The sequence below is a fragment of the Paenibacillus sp. Soil766 genome (genome assembly GCF_001428105.1).
Classification (GTDB): Bacteria; Bacillota; Bacilli; order Paenibacillales; family NBRC-103111; genus Paenibacillus_E.
Map to the genome: position 1 here is coordinate 221,410 of NZ_LMSJ01000059.1, position 20,788 is coordinate 242,197.

At 43.7% G+C, this 20,788-nt stretch carries 20 protein-coding genes; 1 reads left to right on the forward strand and 19 read right to left on the reverse strand.

The genetic code is table 11. The annotated features are described in order from the left end of the window. Window positions 1-10 precede the first annotated feature (10 nt). The 12 genes from fliF to sucC form a co-directional block, all read right to left on the reverse strand. On the reverse strand, window positions 11-1,582 hold the full coding sequence (gene fliF / locus ASG89_RS33725) for a flagellar basal-body MS-ring/collar protein FliF (protein WP_057315706.1): 1,572 nt from the start codon (window positions 1,580-1,582) through the stop codon (window positions 11-13). A gap of 41 nt (window positions 1,583-1,623) precedes the next feature. Continuing rightward, complete coding sequence (gene fliE / locus ASG89_RS33730; RefSeq protein WP_082593766.1) at window positions 1,624-1,932, reverse strand: flagellar hook-basal body complex protein FliE; 309 nt, start codon at window positions 1,930-1,932, stop codon at window positions 1,624-1,626. Between the two features lie 11 nt (window positions 1,933-1,943). Further along, window positions 1,944-2,393 (reverse strand): flagellar basal body rod protein FlgC, encoded by a 450-nt coding sequence (flgC, locus tag ASG89_RS33735; protein ID WP_057315707.1) that lies wholly within the window; start codon window positions 2,391-2,393, stop codon window positions 1,944-1,946. A 6-nt stretch (window positions 2,394-2,399) separates the two neighbouring features. Then, entirely contained in the window at window positions 2,400-2,807 is a 408-nt protein-coding gene (gene flgB / locus ASG89_RS33740) for a flagellar basal body rod protein FlgB (protein ID WP_057315708.1), read from the reverse strand. Window positions 2,808-3,033: 226 nt separating this feature from the next. Then, window positions 3,034-3,819, reverse strand: a complete 786-nt coding sequence (gene codY / locus ASG89_RS33745) for a GTP-sensing pleiotropic transcriptional regulator CodY (protein ID WP_057315709.1) — start codon at window positions 3,817-3,819, stop codon at window positions 3,034-3,036. Between the two features lie 36 nt (window positions 3,820-3,855). Continuing rightward, window positions 3,856-5,253 carry an ATP-dependent protease ATPase subunit HslU gene (hslU, locus tag ASG89_RS33750; RefSeq protein ID WP_057315710.1) on the reverse strand — a complete coding sequence of 466 codons (1,398 nt, stop codon included), beginning with the start codon at window positions 5,251-5,253 and terminating at the stop codon, window positions 3,856-3,858. 87 nt (window positions 5,254-5,340) lie between these two features. Further along, window positions 5,341-5,895 (reverse strand): ATP-dependent protease subunit HslV, encoded by a 555-nt coding sequence (hslV, locus tag ASG89_RS33755; protein ID WP_057315711.1) that lies wholly within the window; start codon window positions 5,893-5,895, stop codon window positions 5,341-5,343. A 194-nt stretch (window positions 5,896-6,089) separates the two neighbouring features. Continuing rightward, entirely contained in the window at window positions 6,090-7,406 is a 1,317-nt protein-coding gene (trmFO, locus tag ASG89_RS33760; protein WP_057315712.1) for an FADH(2)-oxidizing methylenetetrahydrofolate--tRNA-(uracil(54)-C(5))-methyltransferase TrmFO, read from the reverse strand. 12 nt (window positions 7,407-7,418) lie between these two features. Continuing rightward, a complete protein-coding gene (gene topA / locus ASG89_RS33765) occupies window positions 7,419-9,527 on the reverse strand; it encodes a type I DNA topoisomerase (protein WP_057315713.1) in 2,109 nt (702 codons plus the stop codon). A 70-nt stretch (window positions 9,528-9,597) separates the two neighbouring features. Then, window positions 9,598-10,689 carry a DNA-processing protein DprA gene (dprA, locus tag ASG89_RS33770; RefSeq protein ID WP_057315714.1) on the reverse strand — a complete coding sequence of 364 codons (1,092 nt, stop codon included), beginning with the start codon at window positions 10,687-10,689 and terminating at the stop codon, window positions 9,598-9,600. Window positions 10,690-10,804: 115 nt separating this feature from the next. Then, the gene (gene sucD, locus ASG89_RS33775; protein WP_057315715.1) at window positions 10,805-11,737 is read right to left on the reverse strand and encodes a succinate--CoA ligase subunit alpha; all 933 of its coding nucleotides are present in this window, start codon (window positions 11,735-11,737) and stop codon (window positions 10,805-10,807) included. Between the two features lie 49 nt (window positions 11,738-11,786). Further along, window positions 11,787-12,947 (reverse strand): ADP-forming succinate--CoA ligase subunit beta, encoded by a 1,161-nt coding sequence (gene sucC / locus ASG89_RS33780; RefSeq protein WP_057315716.1) that lies wholly within the window; start codon window positions 12,945-12,947, stop codon window positions 11,787-11,789. 732 nt (window positions 12,948-13,679) lie between these two features. Between sucC and ASG89_RS33790 the strand changes: the two genes are divergently transcribed. Continuing rightward, complete coding sequence (locus tag ASG89_RS33790) at window positions 13,680-15,251, forward strand: YifB family Mg chelatase-like AAA ATPase (protein ID WP_057315718.1); 1,572 nt, start codon at window positions 13,680-13,682, stop codon at window positions 15,249-15,251. A gap of 66 nt (window positions 15,252-15,317) precedes the next feature. On the opposite strand, the gene ASG89_RS33795 is transcribed toward ASG89_RS33790, so the two are convergent. From ASG89_RS33795 to rplS, 7 genes are all read right to left on the reverse strand, one after another. Further along, complete coding sequence (locus ASG89_RS33795; protein ID WP_057315719.1) at window positions 15,318-15,695, reverse strand: YraN family protein; 378 nt, start codon at window positions 15,693-15,695, stop codon at window positions 15,318-15,320. Next, window positions 15,695-16,012 (reverse strand): EscU/YscU/HrcU family type III secretion system export apparatus switch protein, encoded by a 318-nt coding sequence (locus ASG89_RS33800; RefSeq protein ID WP_057315720.1) that lies wholly within the window; start codon window positions 16,010-16,012, stop codon window positions 15,695-15,697. The genes ASG89_RS33795 and ASG89_RS33800 overlap by 1 nt, the downstream gene beginning before the upstream one ends. After that, on the reverse strand, window positions 16,009-17,856 hold the full coding sequence (locus ASG89_RS33805; protein ID WP_057315721.1) for a hypothetical protein: 1,848 nt from the start codon (window positions 17,854-17,856) through the stop codon (window positions 16,009-16,011). The genes ASG89_RS33800 and ASG89_RS33805 overlap by 4 nt, the downstream gene beginning before the upstream one ends. Window positions 17,857-17,916: 60 nt before the next feature. Further along, on the reverse strand, window positions 17,917-18,564 hold the full coding sequence (locus ASG89_RS33810) for a ribonuclease HII (RefSeq protein WP_057315722.1): 648 nt from the start codon (window positions 18,562-18,564) through the stop codon (window positions 17,917-17,919). Between the two features lie 137 nt (window positions 18,565-18,701). Continuing rightward, window positions 18,702-19,565: a ribosome biogenesis GTPase YlqF gene (gene ylqF, locus ASG89_RS33815; RefSeq protein ID WP_057315723.1), complete on the reverse strand. Its 864-nt coding sequence runs from the start codon at window positions 19,563-19,565 to the stop codon at window positions 18,702-18,704. An 11-nt stretch (window positions 19,566-19,576) separates the two neighbouring features. After that, on the reverse strand, window positions 19,577-20,170 hold the full coding sequence (gene lepB / locus ASG89_RS33820) for a signal peptidase I (protein WP_082593772.1): 594 nt from the start codon (window positions 20,168-20,170) through the stop codon (window positions 19,577-19,579). 119 nt (window positions 20,171-20,289) lie between these two features. Continuing rightward, the gene (gene rplS, locus ASG89_RS33825; protein WP_028558249.1) at window positions 20,290-20,631 is read right to left on the reverse strand and encodes a 50S ribosomal protein L19; all 342 of its coding nucleotides are present in this window, start codon (window positions 20,629-20,631) and stop codon (window positions 20,290-20,292) included. Between the last annotated feature and the right edge of the window lie 157 nt (window positions 20,632-20,788).

The window sequence follows — 20,788 nt, forward strand, 5'->3', positions numbered from 1 at the left end:
AAGTGCACCTCTATTCGTCTACTAACCAAGTGCGCAGCAAGTTAACAAATTCTTCCGGCCGCTTTCTTGCAAGCGTTTCGAGCTGCTTACGCACTTGATTGTCATTCGTTACATTTTCAATATCAATCGTTGGAAGCTCTGCCTTCTGAGAAGTAACATCCATTTCTTGTTCAGCAAGAACTTGTTGTGCTGCTTTCTTACGTTTACGTATTGCAAATCCAATAAATGCTCCAATTGCTAGTGCCGCTAGCGCTAACGCGCCATATGTCACATAAGTAGATGTCTTAGTTGCATTTTCTTCGGAAGTTCTTGCAAACGAATGTGCAAAAACAGTAACTTTTTTCTGTAATTCATCGTCTGTATAAGTAGTCTTATTATCAGCTAGTGCAGTTCTAACGATATTTACTAGCGCATTTTGAATGGCTGTTTTTGTTTCTGCAGTTAAAGAGTTCGGGTCATCTCTGACTGGCGGCTCTATGCCGACATTAATACTTACATCCTTCACGACATAAGGTGTTGAAATAATGTCATTTGTAATACGATCCACTTCGTAGTTGACTGTTTTACTACTTTTATCTGAGCTGGAGTTGCCATTGTTCGATGATCCTGGATAACCCGGAACATCCGTTTCGCCAGTACCAGGAACTCCACCTGTCTCCGTGCCTTTATTTTGATAGGATTCATTCGCTTCTTGCAAGGAGATCTCAATGCCCTTTTGATCAGCTTGATTTGGTGCCCTTACAAGTTGCTCCTTAGTTTTCTTCTGATCAAAATTCATTGTTGTAAATACACTAACGCTAACTTTATCGCGTCCAAACATCGTGCCAAGCATTGAGTTGATATTCTTCTGCAAATCATTCCGGAACTGCGTATTAATATCCGTATCTCGCGGCGTATTATTAGCTTCGCCACTAAACTTGTAGGATACTAAATTTTGATCCGATATGGAGATATTCTCAATTGGAAGATTTTTTATACTATGTGAAACTAAATTATAAATGGTATCTACTTTGGACTGATCTAACGTATAGCCTTGCTTCACTTGCAAGACCACAGAGGCAGTTGCCTTCTCCGCCTGTTGCTGTAAGAACGGACCTTCTTCTGGAAGAGAAATGTTAACCTTAGAACTCGAAATGGCTTGGTTCGCATTAATAAGCTGTTGAAGTTCTCCTTGAATGGCACTCAAATATTTCACTTTGAATTCGTTGTCCGTGATGCCGAATGAGCTATTACCGCTAAAAACCTCAAATCCCAAGGAGCCGTTCTTGTTCAAGCCTTGTGACTCAACTGCAAGTTTTACATTGGCGACTTCACTAGTAGGCACTTCTATGCTTTTACCATCGGCACTCAAATGATAAGGTATTTTCGCTGTATCCAGATAGGATTTAATATTAGCTGCGTCACTGGGCTGCAGTTCTGTATAGGCTAATGAATAATCTGTCTTTGATAAATTAACACTTATAATCGCAGCAGTTAAAATCAGAAGGAACACAGTAGCTAAAAAAATAATTTTCGTCGTTCGATTATAACGATTCCAGTATTGCTTCACCTTTTCCCAGTACTGGAGCAGGTTCTCGTTCACTCTGTCACCTCATTGACCCAAATTTAGCAGCATCTCTATACTTACAGCTGCATTCTCATAATTTCTTGGTACGCCTCGAGCACTTTATTTCTGACTTGAACAGTAAGCTCTAGTCCTAATGAAGCTTTCTCAGAAGCAATTGTCAATTGATGTACATCTGAAAGTTCCCCTTTAATGAAGCTTTCGTTCAACTGATCGACTTGTTTTTGCTGCGCACTTAAATTGGTCATGGCGTCGTTCAAGAAAGATCCGAATTTCTTACCAAGATCATCTGCACCCTCACCCGTGTTATCCTTCGGCTGAACGGAGCTCATTATATTTAATGGGCTGTAACTAATTTTATCAATCATCCTTGAACCTCCTATCTACCAATTTCCAACGCTTTACTAATCATTGCTTTACTTGCATTCAATGCTGTTACATTCGCTTCATAAGATCTCGTTGCCGAAATCATGTCGACCATTTCTTTGGTAATATCCACGTTTGGCATATAGACAAATCCATTGGTATCTGCATCAGGATGCGAAGGATTGTACACTTGTTTCAATGGGGATTTATCTTCAAATATTTTATTCACTCGAACTCCTTCACCAGTTCCATCTGCCATCGCTGTATTCAGGGACTGGGCGAAGCTTGGCTGAGATTTCGTTTCGAATGAAACTAACTTTCTCGTATATGGCATCCATTTGCCATCAACAAATTTCGCTCTTGTTGTATCCGCATTAGCAATGTTAGAAGAAACAACATCCATACGTAGGCGTTGCGCAGTTAAAGCAGAAGCACTAATGTCAAATCCGTTAGTAAGTCTCATCGTTTATTACCTGCCCCCAATAACCGTACGTAGTTTTTTGAAATCGCTGTTCATCTGTTGAATCATCGTATTGTATTTAAGCTGATTCTTGGCCATCAAAGACATCTCATAATCCATATCCACATTGTTCAAATTGTTGTTAATTGCTGTCGAATTATCTGATTTAATTTCGGTATCTGGCAATTTAGTCGATTTACCAATCACAAAGTGTCTAGGATCCGTACGATAGCCATCTATAGAAGGTGTATTCGCATTCATTTGTCCTTGTAAGAGCTCTTCAAATGCAACATCGGAACGTTTAAAGTTAGGAGTATCCACATTGGCAATGTTATTCGCCGCCACTTTTTGTCTCAGCGTCGATGCATCCAGCGAACGCTCCATCATATTCCAACTAGGCTTGTCTAATAAAGACATAAACGATTCCCCTTCACTTCAAATAATATTCACATCACTAATTCAACATGGAGAGAATTAATTCCTTCTTGTTTCGACATAATTCTCGATTATCGATACAAAATAGTTCTATATGTAGAATTATGTAAACCTTTGACTTACACTCTTTATCATCTAAGATAATACGATAAGTTACAATAAGAAAAAAGCCCTATCTTTTTTCCAGATAGGGCTTTACCATTTGTTGTTACAATTTCGACTTTATCTGTTCAATACTCTGCATGAGTTGTTCGTTTAAAATACGGATATAAGTGCCTTTCATTCCAAGTGATCGCGTTTCAATTACGCCAGCACTCTCCAGTTTACGCAGGGCATTCACAATAACTGAACGAGTTATTCCCACGCGATCTGCAATTTTACTCGCCACCAACAATCCTTCCTTGCCATCCAATTCCTCAAATATATGTTCAACAGCTTCCATTTCACTGAAAGACAATGAGCCAATTGCAACTTGAACCACTGCTTTGCTGCGAGCTTCCTCTTCAATTTCTTCCGCGCGCTCTCTTAATATTTCCATGGCGATCACCGTTGAACCATATTCTGCAAGTACCAAGTCATCATCAATAAAATGACCTTCACTTCGACTTAGAATCAACGTACCCAAACGGTCACCTCCGCCAATAATTGGCACTAAGGTTGTATGAGTCGCTGGAAACATATCTTTCATCTGGTCTGTATAATAAAAATACGGACTGTCAAGCTCCGATGTAGATGAAGTCTCCTCGATTTTAAGCAGTAAATTATTAGATTCAATCGGGAATCTACGCTCGATTAGAATCGTTTGATTCATGTCAGGTGAAACAGGATCATTCGTTACCGCGTAACCTAAAATTTTACCTTTTCGGCTGACCACATATATATTTGCGATTACGACATCTCGCAGTACTTCTGCCATATCCATAAAGCTAACCGCATTGCCCGCTTCTTTTTGGAGCAAACGATTCAGCCTTCTTGTTTTATTTAATAAACTCATGTAACTGCCTCCTACTAACCGCAACCTGCTTATTTCTTATAAGATGTATTGACTTAAATCTCTATTTTGAACAATACTGCTAAGTTTATCACGCACATACTCTGGATTGATCACAAGTGATTCTAATGTGATTTCTGGTGCTTCAAACGACAAATCTTCTAATAATTTCTCTAAAATCGTATGTAAACGACGAGCCCCAATATTTTCAGTTTGTTGATTGACTTCAACAGCAATTCGCGCAATTTCATGAATAGCTTCCTCAGCAAACTCAACCATTATACCTTCAGTTTGCAATAAAGCCGTATATTGTTTCGTCAAAGCATTCTTGGGCTCCGTTAAAATCGAAACAAAATCTTCTAGTGTTAAATCACTTAACTCGACTCGAATGGGGAATCTACCCTGCAGCTCAGGAATTAGATCCGATGGCTTGGCAATATGAAAAGCACCTGCCCCTATAAATAACACATAATCAGTTTTAACAGATCCGTATTTAGTCACCACTGTGGAGCCCTCTACGATAGGTAGTATGTCTCTTTGAACACCCTCACGCGATATATCTGGTCCACTTCCACCGCGGCTGCTACTGGCTATTTTATCAATCTCATCTATAAAAATAATACCACTTTGCTCCGCACGATTGATTGATTCCTGGATGACATCGTCCATATCAATTAATTTCTGCGCTTCTTCTTGAGTTAGAACTTTTCTTGCTTCTTTCACAAGCAATTTCCGTTTTTTCATCTTTTTAGGCAGAAGGCTGCCGAACATTTCTTGCATGTTCATCCCGGCTTGTTCATTGCCTTGACCACCGAGCATGTCGAGCATGGAAGGCGTCGCGTCTTCCACTTCAACTTCTACATGATCATTTTCTAATTTACCATTGGATAATTGTTCGGCGACTTGAGCTCTTCTAGAAGCCAGATTCGAATCAGGCGGCGTATCTTCTTGCTCATCTTTATTTTGCCCACCAAAAAACATCTCAAGCGGGTTACGCTGCGTTTTGGTACGGGAAGGACTTGGAGCAAGCAAAGTGACTAATCGCTCATTAGCGAGCTTCTCCGCACGATCCTTGACCTTCTCCATTCGTTCTGCTTTGACCATACGCACGGCCGTCTCAACCAGATCGCGCACCATCGATTCTACATCACGACCCACATAGCCTACTTCAGTGAATTTCGTCGCTTCAACTTTAATAAAAGGTGCGCCAACCAGCTTCGCAAGTCTCCGCGCAATTTCCGTTTTCCCAACACCCGTAGGTCCAATCATGAGGATGTTTTTCGGCACAATTTCATCTCTCATGCTTTCATCAACCAGATTTCTCCGATATCGATTTCGCAATGCGATCGCAACGGATTTTTTTGCTTTTTTCTGCCCCACAATGTATCGATCTAGTTCATGGACAATTTGTTTAGGGGTAAGAGAGCTGTTTGCCATATGTAATACCCTCCTTAAATGTAGGCTAAAGTTAATTGATCAATTGAGAGCGTGTGCTAATATTCCTATGTAAACATACGTTCTAGTCTATTCAATCTCTTCAACAATAATATTATGGTTGGTAAACACACAAATTTCAGCTGCTGTCGTCAACGCTGCGTGAGCAATTTCCTTCGCACTTAGTTGAGGAGCATGTCGATGAAGTGCTCGCCCAGCTGATAGTGCAAAGCTCCCACCAGAACCAATAGCTAGAATACCGTCATCTGGTTCAATTACTTCTCCATTACCGGAAAGCAGTAGAAGACCAGAGGCATCCATGACAATCATCATGGCTTCTAGTCTCCTCAGCACACGATCTTGACGCCAATCTTTCGTTAATTCAACTGCAGCCCGCTGAAGATTCCCATGATGTTCTTCTAGCTTGCCTTCAAACTTCTCAAAGAGTGTTATGGCATCAGCAACAGAACCGGCGAAACCAGCAATGACTTTCCCTCTATGTAAACGACGTACTTTTTTGGCTGTGCTCTTCATGATCATACTATTGCCAAATGTCACTTGACCATCACCGGCTATAGCTCCCTTACCTTGATGACGAATTGCAAATATCGTTGTCGCATGAAACGTAGCTTGATTGGGTTCCATTTCGATTCACCCCTCTATAAGAATCAATTCCGATAAGAGATCTCTCCTTGCCTATGGGTCGCAAAAATGAGAGAAACCTCTAGCGAGGTCTAAAGGTTGAGTAGACCGCATCTAGAGGTAAATGTATGATCAAACGAATGAAAAATGCAATAAACATTAATTTATAGTAACACAGTGGATCATCACATGACAACTTATTCAGTGATTGTTTTCTCAAAATTCTGAATACTCTCTAATGCACGGTTTGCCAGCTTTTCGTATTTTTCTTTTTTGTTCCGAATACGCTCTGGAAACGAAGGCAGCAATCCGAAATTCGCATTCATCGGTTGGAAATGTTTAGACTCTGCAGTTGTAATGTATTGCGCCATACTACCTAACGTCGTTTCAGCTGGGAGAACTACGCATTCTTGACCTTTAGCCATGCGACCTGCATTAAGACCGGCGATCAATCCAGAAGCAGCTGACTCCACATAACCTTCAACACCTGTCATTTGACCCGCGAAAAACAGATTCTCACGTTGTTTATATTGATAAGTCGGCTCTAACAGCCTAGGCGAGTTAATGAAAGTATTACGATGCATGACGCCATAACGTACAAACTCAGCTTGCTCTAAGCCAGGGATTAGCTGCAGAACGCGTTTTTGCTCGCCCCATTTCAAATGGGTTTGGAAACCAACCAAATTATACAGAGTTCCTGCTGCATTATCTTGACGAAGCTGCACAACTGCGTGTGGCATTTTACCTGTGTGCGGATTGATTAAACCAACAGGCTTCATGGGTCCGAATAACACAGTTTGTTTACCGCGTTTCGCCATTACTTCTAATGGCATACAGCCTTCAAAATAGATTTCTTTCTCGAATTCCTTTAATTCTGCGACTTCAGCTGTAATAAGAGCCTCGTAGAATACATTGAACTCTTCTTCCGTCATCGGACAGTTCAAGTACGCCGCTTCCCCTTTATCATAACGAGAAGCCAAGTACACCTTATTCATATCGATTGAATCTTTCTCAACAATCGGTGCTGCAGCATCGTAGAAGTATAGATATTCTTCGCCCATCAAAGCTTTTAGTTCCGCTGCAAGATCTGGTGAAGTCAAAGGACCGGTCGCAACGACGACAATTCCCTCTGGTAGAGCTGTTAATTCCTCGTTACGAACTTCAATTAATGGGTGATTCCGCAACGTGTTGGTAACTGCTTGTGAGAATCCATCACGGTCAACCGCTAAAGCTCCTCCTGCAGGTACTGCATGCTCATCAGCACAAGATAGGATCAGCGAGTCCATCCGTCTCATCTCTTCTTTCAATACGCCTACAGCGTTCATCAGCCCATTAGAACGTAGAGAGTTGCTACATACAAGTTCAGCAAACTGATCCGTGATATGAGCTGGAGTTTTCCTTACATTACGCATTTCATATAAAGTAACAGGCACGCCTTGACGGGCAATTTGCCATGCGGCTTCACTGCCTGCCAATCCTGCACCGATGACTGTTACTCTTTGGTTTTCTGGCAAAATCAGACACCTCTAATCTTTCATATCATCTGTGTGATCGGATTCGTCAACAGCCTCTTCCTTATGATCACATTGTGTACATTGAATCATAACCCCATTCTTGCTTCGCTTCTCAATCATCATGGAACTGCATGCTGGACATGGCCGATTGACTGGCTTATCCCAGGAAACAAAATCACAGGTCGGATATTGATCACAGCCGAAGAATACGCGCCCCTTCTTGCTTCTACGCTCAACGATTTTTCCAGCGTGACAAGTTGAGCAAGTAACACCGATATCCTTAATGATTGGCTTCGTATTCCGGCAGTCCGGGAAACCAGAACATGCTAGAAACTTACCGAAGCGTCCCATTTTATAAACAAGATGCTTACCGCATTTCTCGCATATTTCATCCGAAACTTCATCTTGAATCTCAATTTCTTTCATTTCCTCTTCAGCAAACTCTAATCGCTTTTCAAAGGACGTGTAGAAAGTGTCGAGTACTCTGACCCAATCCTCTTTCCCTTCCTCGACAAAGTCCAACTCTTCTTCCATATGAGCTGTGAACTCTATATCGAGAATTTCCGGGAAAAACTCTTGCATTAATTGGATCACGAGCTCACCTAGCTCTGTCGGCACGAATTTCTTCTCTTCGATTGCCACATAGCCACGCTTCTGTATCGTTTCAAGTGTAGGTGCGTAAGTACTTGGTCGTCCAATCCCCATCTCCTCAAGCGCACGCACTAAACGTGCTTCGGTATATCTTGGAGGTGGCTGCGTAAAGTGCTGCTTCGGCTCTACACTTTGCTTCGGTAATGAATCACCTTTAGATAGAGGAGGCAGTAGTTTATCTTCTTCCGTCGTACCGTCATCATTACTTTCTACGTACACTTTCATGAAGCCAGCGAATTTCATTTTGGATCCGTTCGCTCTAAATACGGTCTCTCCTGCGTTTAAATCAATCGTCATCGTATCCAAGATCGCGGACGCCATTTGGCTTGCAACAAAGCGATCCCACACTAGCTTGTACAATCGGTACTGATCTTTACTCAAGAACGCTTTCATTTGATCAGGTTCACGAAGTACAGAAGTTGGTCGAATCCCTTCATGCGCATCTTGTGCATTCGCATTTTTCTTCAAATACTGACGAGGCGTCTCAGGGTAAAATGTTGGACCATATTTCGTCATAATAAAGTCTTTGGCTTCTTCTTGGGCAATAGGAGAAATCCGCGTAGAATCCGTACGCATATAGGTAATTAAACCGACAGTACCTTCTTTTCCTAAATCGATACCTTCATATAATTGCTGCGCCACAGACATCGTTTTGGAAGCACGGAAATTCAGTTTACGCGCCGCTTCTTGTTGCATTGAGCTTGTAATAAAAGGAGGGGAAGGGTTACGTTGACGTTCTTTCTCTTTCACTTCTTTTACTATAAACGCTTCGTTACCCATAGCAGCAAGAATCAAATCGACATCTTCTTGTGAGTGCAGTTCTTTTTTCTCACCATTGTGACTATGATACTTAGCCTCAAATACAGTTTTACCCGCATCAAGAACTGCTGTAATCGACCAGTATTCTTCTGGCTCAAATGCTTTAATTTCATTTTCTCGGTCTTGAATTAACTTAACAGCTACCGATTGCACACGGCCAGCAGACAGTCCTTTCTTCACTTTTTTCCACAGCAAAGGACTGATTTTGTAACCAACTAGTCTATCTAATATTCGACGTGCTTGCTGGGCATTAACGAGATCTTGATTGATGCGTCTAGGTGTTTTGAAGGCATCCTTAACAGCTTCCTTCGTAATCTCATTAAACACAACACGACAAAGTTCATCTGCACCCACGTCGAGATAATGGGCTAAATGCCAAGCAATCGCTTCACCTTCGCGATCCGGATCCGCCGCTAGATATATTTTTTTCACTTTTTTACTTGCGTCTTTGAGTTCTTTAAGGATAGAACCCTTTCCACGAATCGTTATGTATTTAGGCTCAAAGTTACGATCGACTTCTACGCCAATTTGGCTTTTCGGAAGGTCGCGAATATGACCCATCGATGCTTTTACGATGAACTTACTGCCTAGATATTTGCCGATGGTTTTGGCTTTAGCTGGTGACTCAACAATGACTAACGAATCTGCCATGGTTCGTCCTTCCTCCCCTCTTGGTTTCAAGGTAAGTTTATTTGGCGAGAAGCAAAACTTCGTGATTAGCCTATGCTCGAATGTATGTTGAACCCGGAAGCTGTTTAATCGCCTTTTTCAATACCAAAGATAACAGAACTCCATGCAAATGTCCAAACGTAAATTGAGTATCTTCTAATAGAGTGTCAATTGAGACCGGTTCATCTGACAACTTTCCAACTATTTCGACCTCATCTTCAGTCAGAATAAACGTCGTTTTTTGTTTCAAAGCAACTTTTATTTCTTCTACATTTATCATGTGTTTATACTCTTCGACAATTTCCTCAACACAGGTGACTAATTTCGCGCCATCCTTCAAAAGCTTGTGTACACCGCTGCTTTGGCGTGAATTAATTGGACCCGGAACAGCGAAAACATCCCGTGAAGCATCTAGTGCACACTCAACCGTGATCAATGATCCACTATCTTCTGCCGCTTCTACTACCGTAACACCCAAAGATAGTCCAGCAATAATTCGATTCCTCTGCGGGAACATGCCTGGCCTCATCCCAGTACCTATTGGGTATTCAGAAATAATCACGCCTTCCTGCTCAATCTTGCGAAATAAGAGAGCATTCTCACGTGGATAGATCGTATTGATCGCACATCCAAGAACAGCCACCGTCTTCGCTTTTCCTTGCAGTGCTCCAATATGCGCTTTACTGTCAATTCCTCTTGCTAGCCCGCTCACAATCCCGAATCCTGCTCTTGAAAGTGAGGCTGCCCACTCTTCAGCGATTTTCTTCCCATACAGCGTAGGGGTTCGAGTACCCACTATACCTAGTAAGCGCCCCTGTAAAAGCGAAGGGTCTCCTTTCACATATAACACCCATGGCGGCTGAGCAATTTCTTGCAAATTTAACGGATAGTCCTCGTCGAATCTTGTCATGATTCGAATGGATTGACTTCTATATTGATATATCTTTTGTTCAATAAACGCAGGGGTCAATTGTGTCGCAATAGTTTCTGCTATTGTCCTTCGGATTCCACATGAAGAGATCTCACCTGCTGACATCCCAATTAAAACACTAAGTTCAGTGAAACGACTTAAGAGCTGGTGAATCGTTTTCCACCCAATCCCCTCAAGCTCGTGCAAGCCAATTAAACAGTTGCGATTATCCATTAGTATATACACTCCTTCCAAGAATGACAAATCTATGCATCAAGCTGAAAATAAAAAAACCTCCCAAATCCCAATTAAGGGAAATGGAAGGTTGCTTACCTTCGTGAAACGAAGCTTATTTTTTTGTGATAACTTTATCTAACATACCTTTTTCTTCAAGCACGCTAACAAGAGTCGAACCCATTTCGGATGGTGTAGCCGCTACGCGGATACCGCATCTTTCCATCGTTGCAACTTTCTCAGCAGCTGTACCTTTACCACCGGAAATGATGGCACCAGCATGGCCCATACGTTTTCCTGGAGGCGCTGTTTTACCACCGATGAAGCCAACAACAGGTTTCGTCATGTTTGCCGCAACCCACTCTGCTGCTTCTTCTTCAGCCGTTCCGCCGATTTCACCAATCATGATAACTGCGTACGTATCCGGATCTTCGTTGAAACGTTTAAGGATGTCGATGAACTCGGATCCTTTAACTGGATCCCCACCGATACCAACTGCGGAGGATTGTCCAATTCCGCGAGTTGTCAATTGGTGAACAGCCTCGTAAGTCAATGTTCCGGAACGCGAAACAACACCTACGTGACCTGGTGTATGGATGTAGCCTGGCATAATACCGATTTTGCACTCGCCTGGTGTAATAACACCTGGGCAGTTTGGTCCGATAAGAACGGTATTTTTACCTTCTAGGTATCGTTTTACACGTACCATGTCAAGAACAGGAATACCTTCTGTGATACAGATAACCAATTCAAGCTCAGCTTCAATCGCTTCGATGATGGATTCTGCTGCGAAAGCAGGTGGTACATAAATAACAGATGCTGTTGCACCAGTTACTTTTTTCGCCTCAACAACAGTGTTGAATACAGGCAGCTTAACAAGCTCACCATTTTCCAACGTGATATCTACAGTAGTACCGCCTTTACCAGGAGTTACGCCACCCACCATTTGCGTGCCGTAGTCCAGACCGCCTTTGGTATGAAACAAACCCGTAGCGCCGGTAATCCCTTGAGTAATGACTTTTGTATGTTTATTGACCAAAATACTCATGATCGATTGTTCACATCCCTTATATATTTTTCAAACCGCTCAGGCTTGATTATTTTACTAGTGCAACGATTTTTTGTGCGCCATCTGCCATGGAATCAGCAGCAACAATGTTCAAGCCGGATTCGTTAAGAAGCTTTTTACCAAGCTCAACGTTAGTTCCTTCAAGACGAACAACAAGCGGACGGGAAAGTCCTAGCTCTCTTGCGGCAGCGATAACACCCTCAGCGATAACATCACAACGCATGATACCACCGAAAATATTAACGAAAATCCCTTTAACTTGCTCATCGGACAGGATGATTTTGAAAGCTTCAGTAACTTTCTCTTTCGTGGCACCGCCCCCTACGTCTAGGAAGTTGGCAGGGTCTCCGCCGTAGTGCTTGATGATGTCCATAGTGGCCATAGCAAGACCAGCGCCGTTAACCATACAACCGATGTTGCCATCAAGTGCGATGTAGCTAAGGTCATATTTGGAAGCTTCGATTTCTTTCGCATCTTCTTCTTCAAGGTCGCGAAGCTCAACGATATCTTTGTGACGGAAAAGAGCGTTAGAATCAAAGTTTAATTTCGCATCAAGAGCCATAACGTCGCCAGATCCAGTTACAACCAATGGGTTGATTTCTGCAATGGAAGCGTCTTTTTCAACGAATGCTTTGTAAAGTGCAAGCATGAACTTAACTGCTTTGTTTACAAGCTCATTCGGGATATTGATTGCATAAGCAAGTCTACGTGCTTGGAAGGATTGAAGACCAATTGCTGGGTCAACAACTTCTTTGAAAATTTTCTCAGGAGAGTGCTCAGCTACTTCTTCAATCTCCGTACCGCCCTCTTCGGAAGCCATCAATACAACGCTTCCTGTTGCACGGTCAACAACAACACCTACGTAATATTCTTTCTTAATGTCACAGCCCTCTTCGATCAAAAGGCGTTTAACTTCTTTACCTTCAGGACCTGTTTGGTGAGTGACAAGTACTTTACCTAGAATTTCACTAGCATATGTACGAACTTCCTCGAGGCTTTTAGCTACCTTAACGCCGCCTGCTTTACCGCGACCACCGGCATGAATTTGTGCCTTTACCACGACAACGGATGTTCCAAGTTCTTTCGCTGCCTCAACTGCCTCATCAACAGTAAATGCAACCTTTCCGTTAGGAACGCTGACTCCGTACTGTCTCAGGACTTCTTTGCCTTGATACTCATGGATATTCATTTCCTAAATCCTCCTATCAGTATGGACTTTCTATACGTGCTATACAGGGAAAAGTGTAATTTCCAATTGACGTTGTGCACGAGAAACTATCTTGCTACCGGAATTAGTATCACACTTCTTCGCAAGCCCTAACCATTGTATCACATTATTTTCGACAGTTTCTTTATTTTTTTCATGAATCCCTTCAAATTTTCCTTTCACACTGAAAAACTTTAGCTATCACTACACAATAAAAAAACGTATTCTTCATAATAATGAAAAATACGTCATGCTTCAATTAGACTAATAATACGAAGTTGGTATTGTATTAACACGAGGTTCACGCTCTGCTTGCTTGATAAAACGCATTTCATTGCCTGAAAAGTTACAAATTAGGCATTGAATCGTTGGCTCTGGCTCAGGAATGACGCCAGGATCTTGAAATTCGGTTATATCCCCAGAAAGTGCGTCCTTTAGAAATGACTGCGCATAACTCGTGATTACACTAAATTTAACGCGATTTGAACGACAATTGGGACAAAAATATGGTTTTTCCTGCATTTCATCACCTCATCTTCCAGTATGTGCAAGTCGCACATTTTTAAAACGCGATAAGTGACCGACAATATTTGCGTAATTTTACCAATTGCGATTATAATAAAGAAAATTAATCGGATCAATGAGGAAGCACCTTTTATCCAATTCGAACTCAGTTCTTGCAACTGTGAATTCCATGGAGAAGAAGGTGTTTTTATGTATGGCAAAGTTATGAGTGCTTGTTTACAAGGAATTGAAGGACGCACGATCGAAGTCGAGGTTGATATTTCGAGCGGTTTACCTCAGATCAACCTAGTTGGACTTCCAGATTCAGCGATTCGCGAATCCGTGGAGCGAGTTCGTTCATCGATTAAAAATTGTGGTTTCACCTTCCCGATGGACCGAATTACGGTAAATCTTGCCCCAGCTGACTTGCGCAAGGAAGGCTCGTCTTTCGATCTTGCCATTGCTGTTGGCATTCTCATTACTACTGGCCAGGTGCATTTTGAAGGCTTCGCTTCCACCTTATTTCTAGGTGAACTAGCGCTAGACGGATCACTCCGTCCCGTTCCCGGTGTACTATCCATGGTCCATGCAGCCAAGAATACGGGGATTAAGCGAGTTTGTCTATCAACGGCGAATGCACAAGAAGCTGCTTTAATCGAGGGTGTTGAGGTTTGTATTATTGCGAATTTATCCGATTTCAAAAATTGGAACAAATGTTCTCACATCGAATTTATGTATCAATCTGCTGAACATGAAGTAATTGAGCTTTCTAACCCACTCAATCACCCCCATGGTTATGTAGAAGATTATGCCGACGTTAATGGACAGCATCAAGTAAAGCGCGCTATGATGATCGCTGCCGCAGGCATGCACAATTTGCTCCTCCTTGGTCCACCAGGTACGGGGAAAACGATGCTGATCAAGCGACTGCCTTCTATCCTTCCGCCTTTAACAGACCGAGAAGCACTTGAAGTCACGAAGATTTACAGTGCTTCTGGCAAGCTGACAGACCGGTCCACATTGATGCGTGCAAGATCGTTTCGCGCCCCTCATCACTCCATCTCAGCTGCTGGTCTCGTCGGTGGTGGAACGATCCCCAAACCCGGTGAAGTAAGTCTTTCTCATCGAGGTATTCTCTTCTTAGACGAGCTTCCAGAGTTTACCCGAAATGCCCTCGAGGTTCTCAGACAACCCCTTGAAGATCGATATGTGATGATTGCTAGAGCAAGAGCCGTCTACACATTCCCTTCCCATTTTATATTAGCCGCAGCTATGAACCCTTGCCCTTGTGGCTATTACGGTGCTGAAACAGAAGCAAATGCTTGCATCTGCAGTCCAGCTAAGATCGTTCATTATCGTTCTAAAATCTCTGGCCCACTTCTCGATCGCATCGATCTCCATGTTGAAGTTCCAAAACCCAGTTATGCCCAACTGAAAGACAATGCTTCTAATTTGTCGTCTGGTGAGATGCGTACTAGGGTCATGCAGGCCCATATGCGACAGCAGCAGCGTTATGCCGGAACAGATATTCAACATAATAATGAATTGAGCGGAAGATTAATGCGAGAAATTTGTCAATTAACACCTGAATGCGATCAGCTTCTGCGTACTTCATTTGACGCATTGGGCTTAAGTGCACGCGCACATGATCGGATTTTGCGGCTTGCGCTCACGATTTCGGATCTAGACGGTTGTGATTGCATTCTCCCGGCTCACTTAGCAGAAGCCATCCAATATCGGAATTTGGATAAAAATCAACGCATCGATGAAATTGTGATCTAAGTAATTTGGCATGTAATTCACCAAGAATAATAAAAGCCCATTGACTAGTCATAAACTGACTGACTGTCAAAAGGCTTCTTGAATATGTACGATATTCGGCTCCGTGTTACTTTCCGACATTTTAACTGCGATGACATCGAACTGAATCGATTGCTCGTATTTCTGAAAGCGATGCATATAAAATTGTGCAATTTCACGCACCTTCGCTTGTTTACGGTAGTCCACAGATTCTTTGGCCGTACCGAATCGGTTAGAGGGACGTCTCGTTCGTACCTCAATAAAAATGAGCTTATTCGACTTCTCTGCAATGATATCGATCTCGCCAGAACGACAGCGCCAATTCCGCTCCACAATCTGATACTCCCGCTCTAGCAGATAAGCGAACGCCAGTTCCTCACCTTGTCTTCCCAGCATTTTGCGATCATCTTTATGTAGTCTGCTCATCAGTCTAAGCCTCGCGAAGGTTTCATACGCTGATCGGATCGATAAATAAAACTAAGCACTTCAGCTACTAATTGATACAGCTCTGGCGGTATTTCTTGATCTAAATCAAGTTTGGATAGCACCTCAACTAACGATTTATCCTCTTGAATCGGAATACCGCTTTCCTTCGCTTTTTGCAAAATGGCTTCAGCCATATGCCCTTTCCCTTTGGCAATGAGGGTCGGGGCTTTCTGTGCTTCTGGTGAGTAGCGCAGCGCTACTGCCTTCTTAATCGGGGTATTTTGTGATTCCTCCGACGTTTTTTTGGGGGTGCTCATGCGCGTACGTCAACCCCTTTATAGGTCTTAGGGCGATAAAACTCGCTTAAATCTACACGACCATCCAAAGAACCTATTTTAGTAGCCTCTTCCTTGCCTTCTTGAATTTCAGGAGGCTTAGGATATGGCGAACATTTTAACGAAATAAACTGATAACCAACACGATTCATGGCAATGGCAATCTCATCTTTGGATGAATCCATCAAACTAGCTAACGCTGGATGATCATTGTGAATATTCAACGAAACAATTTTGTTCACGACTTGAACATCCAGTAACGTATTGCCCATTACTTTCATTTGAAGATCAAACAGTAGTCGACAGTTGCTAGCATCTACTTCTCCACGGTTTCCTTTACGGGATTGAATATGAATAGCTGCTGTTTGTTGACCAGCGTTGTCCAGGAAGGGCACAAATAGGGTCATTTGGGTAAACATTGCATTCTTATCATTCGTCAACATAAGCTGCTGTCCTGTAATTTGACTGACTGCTTGTTGTGCCGCTTCTTTAAGTGGCGCAGGTGTATCGTCAGATGTTGTAAGTTGAAGTAAAAGACTTTTGAGCGTTTCGGTGGCTGGTTTCGCGATATCACCTTGTTGATCAGACGCATTGGTGCTAAAGAGTGAAAAGGAGCTATCCGTCGCTTGTTGGCGCGCAGGCACAGGATTTCCGCGTTCATCCAACTTGGCAGCCACATGCGATTCATGTTCAACGCCAACGGCTTTGAGCAGTTTGCTGATCCAGTTTGTCTCAGGATCAGCAGCTGGCTCGTTCGGAGGCGCTGCATCGACTCGCGCCTCTCTTGAGGCAAGAGCCCCCTCCTGCTTCGCAGGGGGCTCTTGCGCAGGCACGGACGCTGGCGAACCCGCTTGCAGCGGCTCGCCTTGCCTCACAGGCTCAGCGCTGCGCACCTGAGCCGCGTGAGCGTCGGCCGCCGGCTTCGCCGTGGCGGCCACTGTCACCGCGCCAGCAGCTGTCGGCGCGGGTGGGGCTTCGCCCACTGATGGCGCGGCGGGCGGGGCTGCAATGGCAGCGGCCGCAGGCTCGCTGCCTCGCGGCGCAGCCGCGGTAGTGCCACCAGCCTGCATAGCAGCTGGTGCACTCGATGCCTGCGGCGGCGCAGCCGCAGGCTCGTCCATGGCGGAGACTGGCGCAGCCGGCTCCGCAGGACGCACAGCTGCGGCGGTAGCACGCAGCTCCTTGAGCAGCGACACAACCTGCTTGGCGGTATCCGCCGCAGGATGTGTCGGGTCTTGCTCGAGCAGCGCGTTCGCCTGCTGCTCTAGTTTCTCTAACACCTGGCCCGCCGGAGGCCCAGTCGTTACTTGCTTTAAAGCGTCCACCGTCGCCGGTGTAAGCGGCAGCCCTTTCTTCGAGGCTAATACAGCCGCCTGCAGCCACTCTTCCTTACCCACCCCCTGCGGTATCTCTCGCATCACAGACTCAAATGCCTTCACATTTTCCTTGGATACGGGAATGCCTTCTTGCTGTATCTCCTGTACCATTTGACGATTGCCAGCCGTATCCTTTACCTCAAAAGTCTTGAGTAGTTCGCCGAGAGAGTCATCCGTGATAAGCACATCCGAAGCAAGAAGCGGCTTCAATATGATTTGACCACCCTTAGATTCCGGCTGAACCTGCAGCATCGTCACATCACCTTGTTTGAGAGGTGTTTCCAACCTCGCTCGTACTTGTGTACCACCTATATTCACAAGTGCTTCCTGATCACTAAGAAGCTGAAGCACTATACCTTTGACAATTTGTCCAACTTTTAATTCGAGCGTCTTCGGGTCAGCTGCCGTTAAATCCCCGACCAAGTTACGAATTAATCCACTAATATTCACACAACTCACCTCAAATCTGATTACACGTAAGTATATTATCGGCGTCTACTGCCTTTTTCGTTATATGAAATCAAATAGCAGTTGTTCAGTCTGCACTTCATTCTCTTGCGCCTCAAGCTGAGCCATAATTTTACGAATAAATAATTTCCTATGTAGCGGCGTCGGCCCATATCTTAGGAGCATCTCTCGATGGTGCTTTGTTGCATAACCTTTATGTACGGCGATTCCGTATTCTGGATAGAGCTCGTCCCATTTCGCACACATGCGATCTCTCGTCACTTTGGCGATGATGGAAGCGGCCGCGATGGATTGACTTAACGCATCCCCATGAATGATGGCTGATTGCGGTAAATCTATGTCCACAATTTCAGCATCTACTAGTAAATAATCCGGCAATTGATCCAGCTGCTCTACCGCTTGTTTCATAGCTAGTCTGGATGCTTGTTTGATATTTATTACTTCTATATCTTCCACATTGACAATGCCAATACCAACTGATACAGCCTCACTCATTATCTGATCAAACAGCAGTTCGCGTTTCTTCTCCGATAGCTTCTTGGAATCATTTACACCTTCAAGCACATGCCCCATCGGAAGAATAACAGCAGCCGCAACAACATCCCCAAATAAACACCCGCGACCAACCTCATCAATTCCTGCTACTGCCATGAAACCTTGTTGCCATATGTCTTTCTCATGTTCTAACACGCGTTATGCCCCTTTCCCATGCCTTCATTATAAAGGAACGGCGCTTCGTCAAGCCAGACCCATTTTTTTCTACGTTATCTCTTCAACAAAAAGAAAAACCCAAGGCCATGGCCCCAGGTTCTTCCTGATTCGTTTGATTAAAAAGGTCTTTCCAATGAAATACGACCCATTTTTCCTGCTCTCAGATCACGAATGATAATGAGGGATGCTTTGTCCAAATCGACTTTCCCCCCGCTTACAATAGCGCCGCGCTTACGCCCAATCGCTTCCATGACCTTCACCATTTCTTGAATGTTATCCATGTCTTCCGGTAGTTCCTGAACACCAAAGCGTTCCTGGATACCAGCTCCATAATGCTGAACCATATATTTTATCGTAAATAAAGCTACTTCATCTAAATGCAGAAGCTCTTCCTTGATAGCCCCAGTTGCAGCCAAACGCATGCCAACCAACTGGTCTTCAAATTTAGGCCACAAAATCCCCGGTGTATCGAGCAGATCCATCTCGGTGCCAACCTTGATCCATTGCTGACCTTTGGTCACACCTGGCTTATCACCAGTCGCAGCAATCTTCTTACCTGCCAACTGATTAATAAGCGTGGACTTACCGACATTTGGAATCCCAACAATGAGCGCTCTAATTGCACGAGGATTAATTCCTTTACGCAGCATCGTCTCAATTTTATGAGCCCAAAGCTGTTTAACGCGAGGTAAAATCTCTTTGACATGCGTTCCGTTCGCAGCGTCAATTGGCAAGGCAGGTAAGCCTTGATCTCCAAAATATTTCACCCATTCTGCCGTCACTTGCGGATCAGCCAGATCGTTTTTGTTGAGCAATACGAGACGCGGCTTGCCTTTTAATATCTCATCAACCATCGGGTTCCGGCTGGAAAGCGGGATTCGGGCATCCAAGAGCTCAATCACGACGTCAATCAGTTTAAGCTTTTCCTCGATCTGTCTGCGAGCCTTGGTCATGTGACCGGGAAACCATTGAATGGTCATTTCTCTTCACCTCAAAAATGTATGAAACTAATTTTCTTCACCGGCCAGAATATCACTTCTGCACGGCCTACGATTTTATTGTACGGCACAAAGCCAACACTTTTCGTACGACTATCTTTGGAATTCGGACGATTGTCACCCATGGCAAAAATCTCGCCTTCCGGCACTTTCGTTTCCGGGAAATCCAGTAATGTATTGTAAGGATGTCCGTCTTTAACAGCTTGATCAATGGCAGCTTGGATAAAAGGCTGCGCCAGTTCTTCACCGTTAATGTACACCTTGTCCCCAACTACCTTCACGGTTTCTCCAGGCAGGGCGATAACACGCTTAATATAATCTTTGCCTTCAGGTGCGTGGAAAACGATGACTTCGCCTCGCTTCGGATCACGAATATCGTACACAATTTTATTGACAATCAATCGCTCTCCCGTAAAGAAATTCGGATGCATCGAATCTCCATCAACAATAAATGGGGAGAAGAGGAACCAACGAATAATAATAACAAGTACACCTGCAATTACTAGCGCTTTAATCCATTCCCACGTTTCACTTTTTGTTTGCACGGTCTTTGCTGGAGTAGCACTGATCGGCTGATTGGGTTGCATTTGATCGTTATGTTCCATCACTGACGGCCTCTCTTCCAGTTTTGGTATGATCTCTATTATATCCTATTATGTACAGAAAAAATGAAAAGGAGACTTGACTGAACAAGCCCCCCATTTTACTATCGAATTTCTTTAATTCTTGCTGCTTTACCGCGAAGACCACGCAGATAATAAAGTTTCGCACGACGAACTTTACCACGGCGAGCCACTTCAATCTTGTCAATCTTCGGAGAATGGAATGGGAAAGTTCTTTCCACACCCACACCGTAAGAAATTTTACGAACTGTAAACGTTTCGCTGATTCCACCGCCGTGGCGTTTAATAACAACACCTTCGAACAGCTGAATACGCTCACGTGTACCCTCGATAACTTTTACGTGTACTTTAAGTGTGTCTCCTGGACGGAAATTAGGAATATCCGTACGGAGTTGCTCTTTCGTAATCTCTTGAATAAGATTCATAGTTGACTCCCTCCTTCCACACAGGTGTTCATTCCGCTAATTGTTAGTACATCTAAGTTGTTATGCGTAGAGGACCACCAGACTCGAACTGTTGAAAAAATCACAACAGAATATATAATATCATAGTCCCAAGATTAATTCAATAGAGAAGATTTTG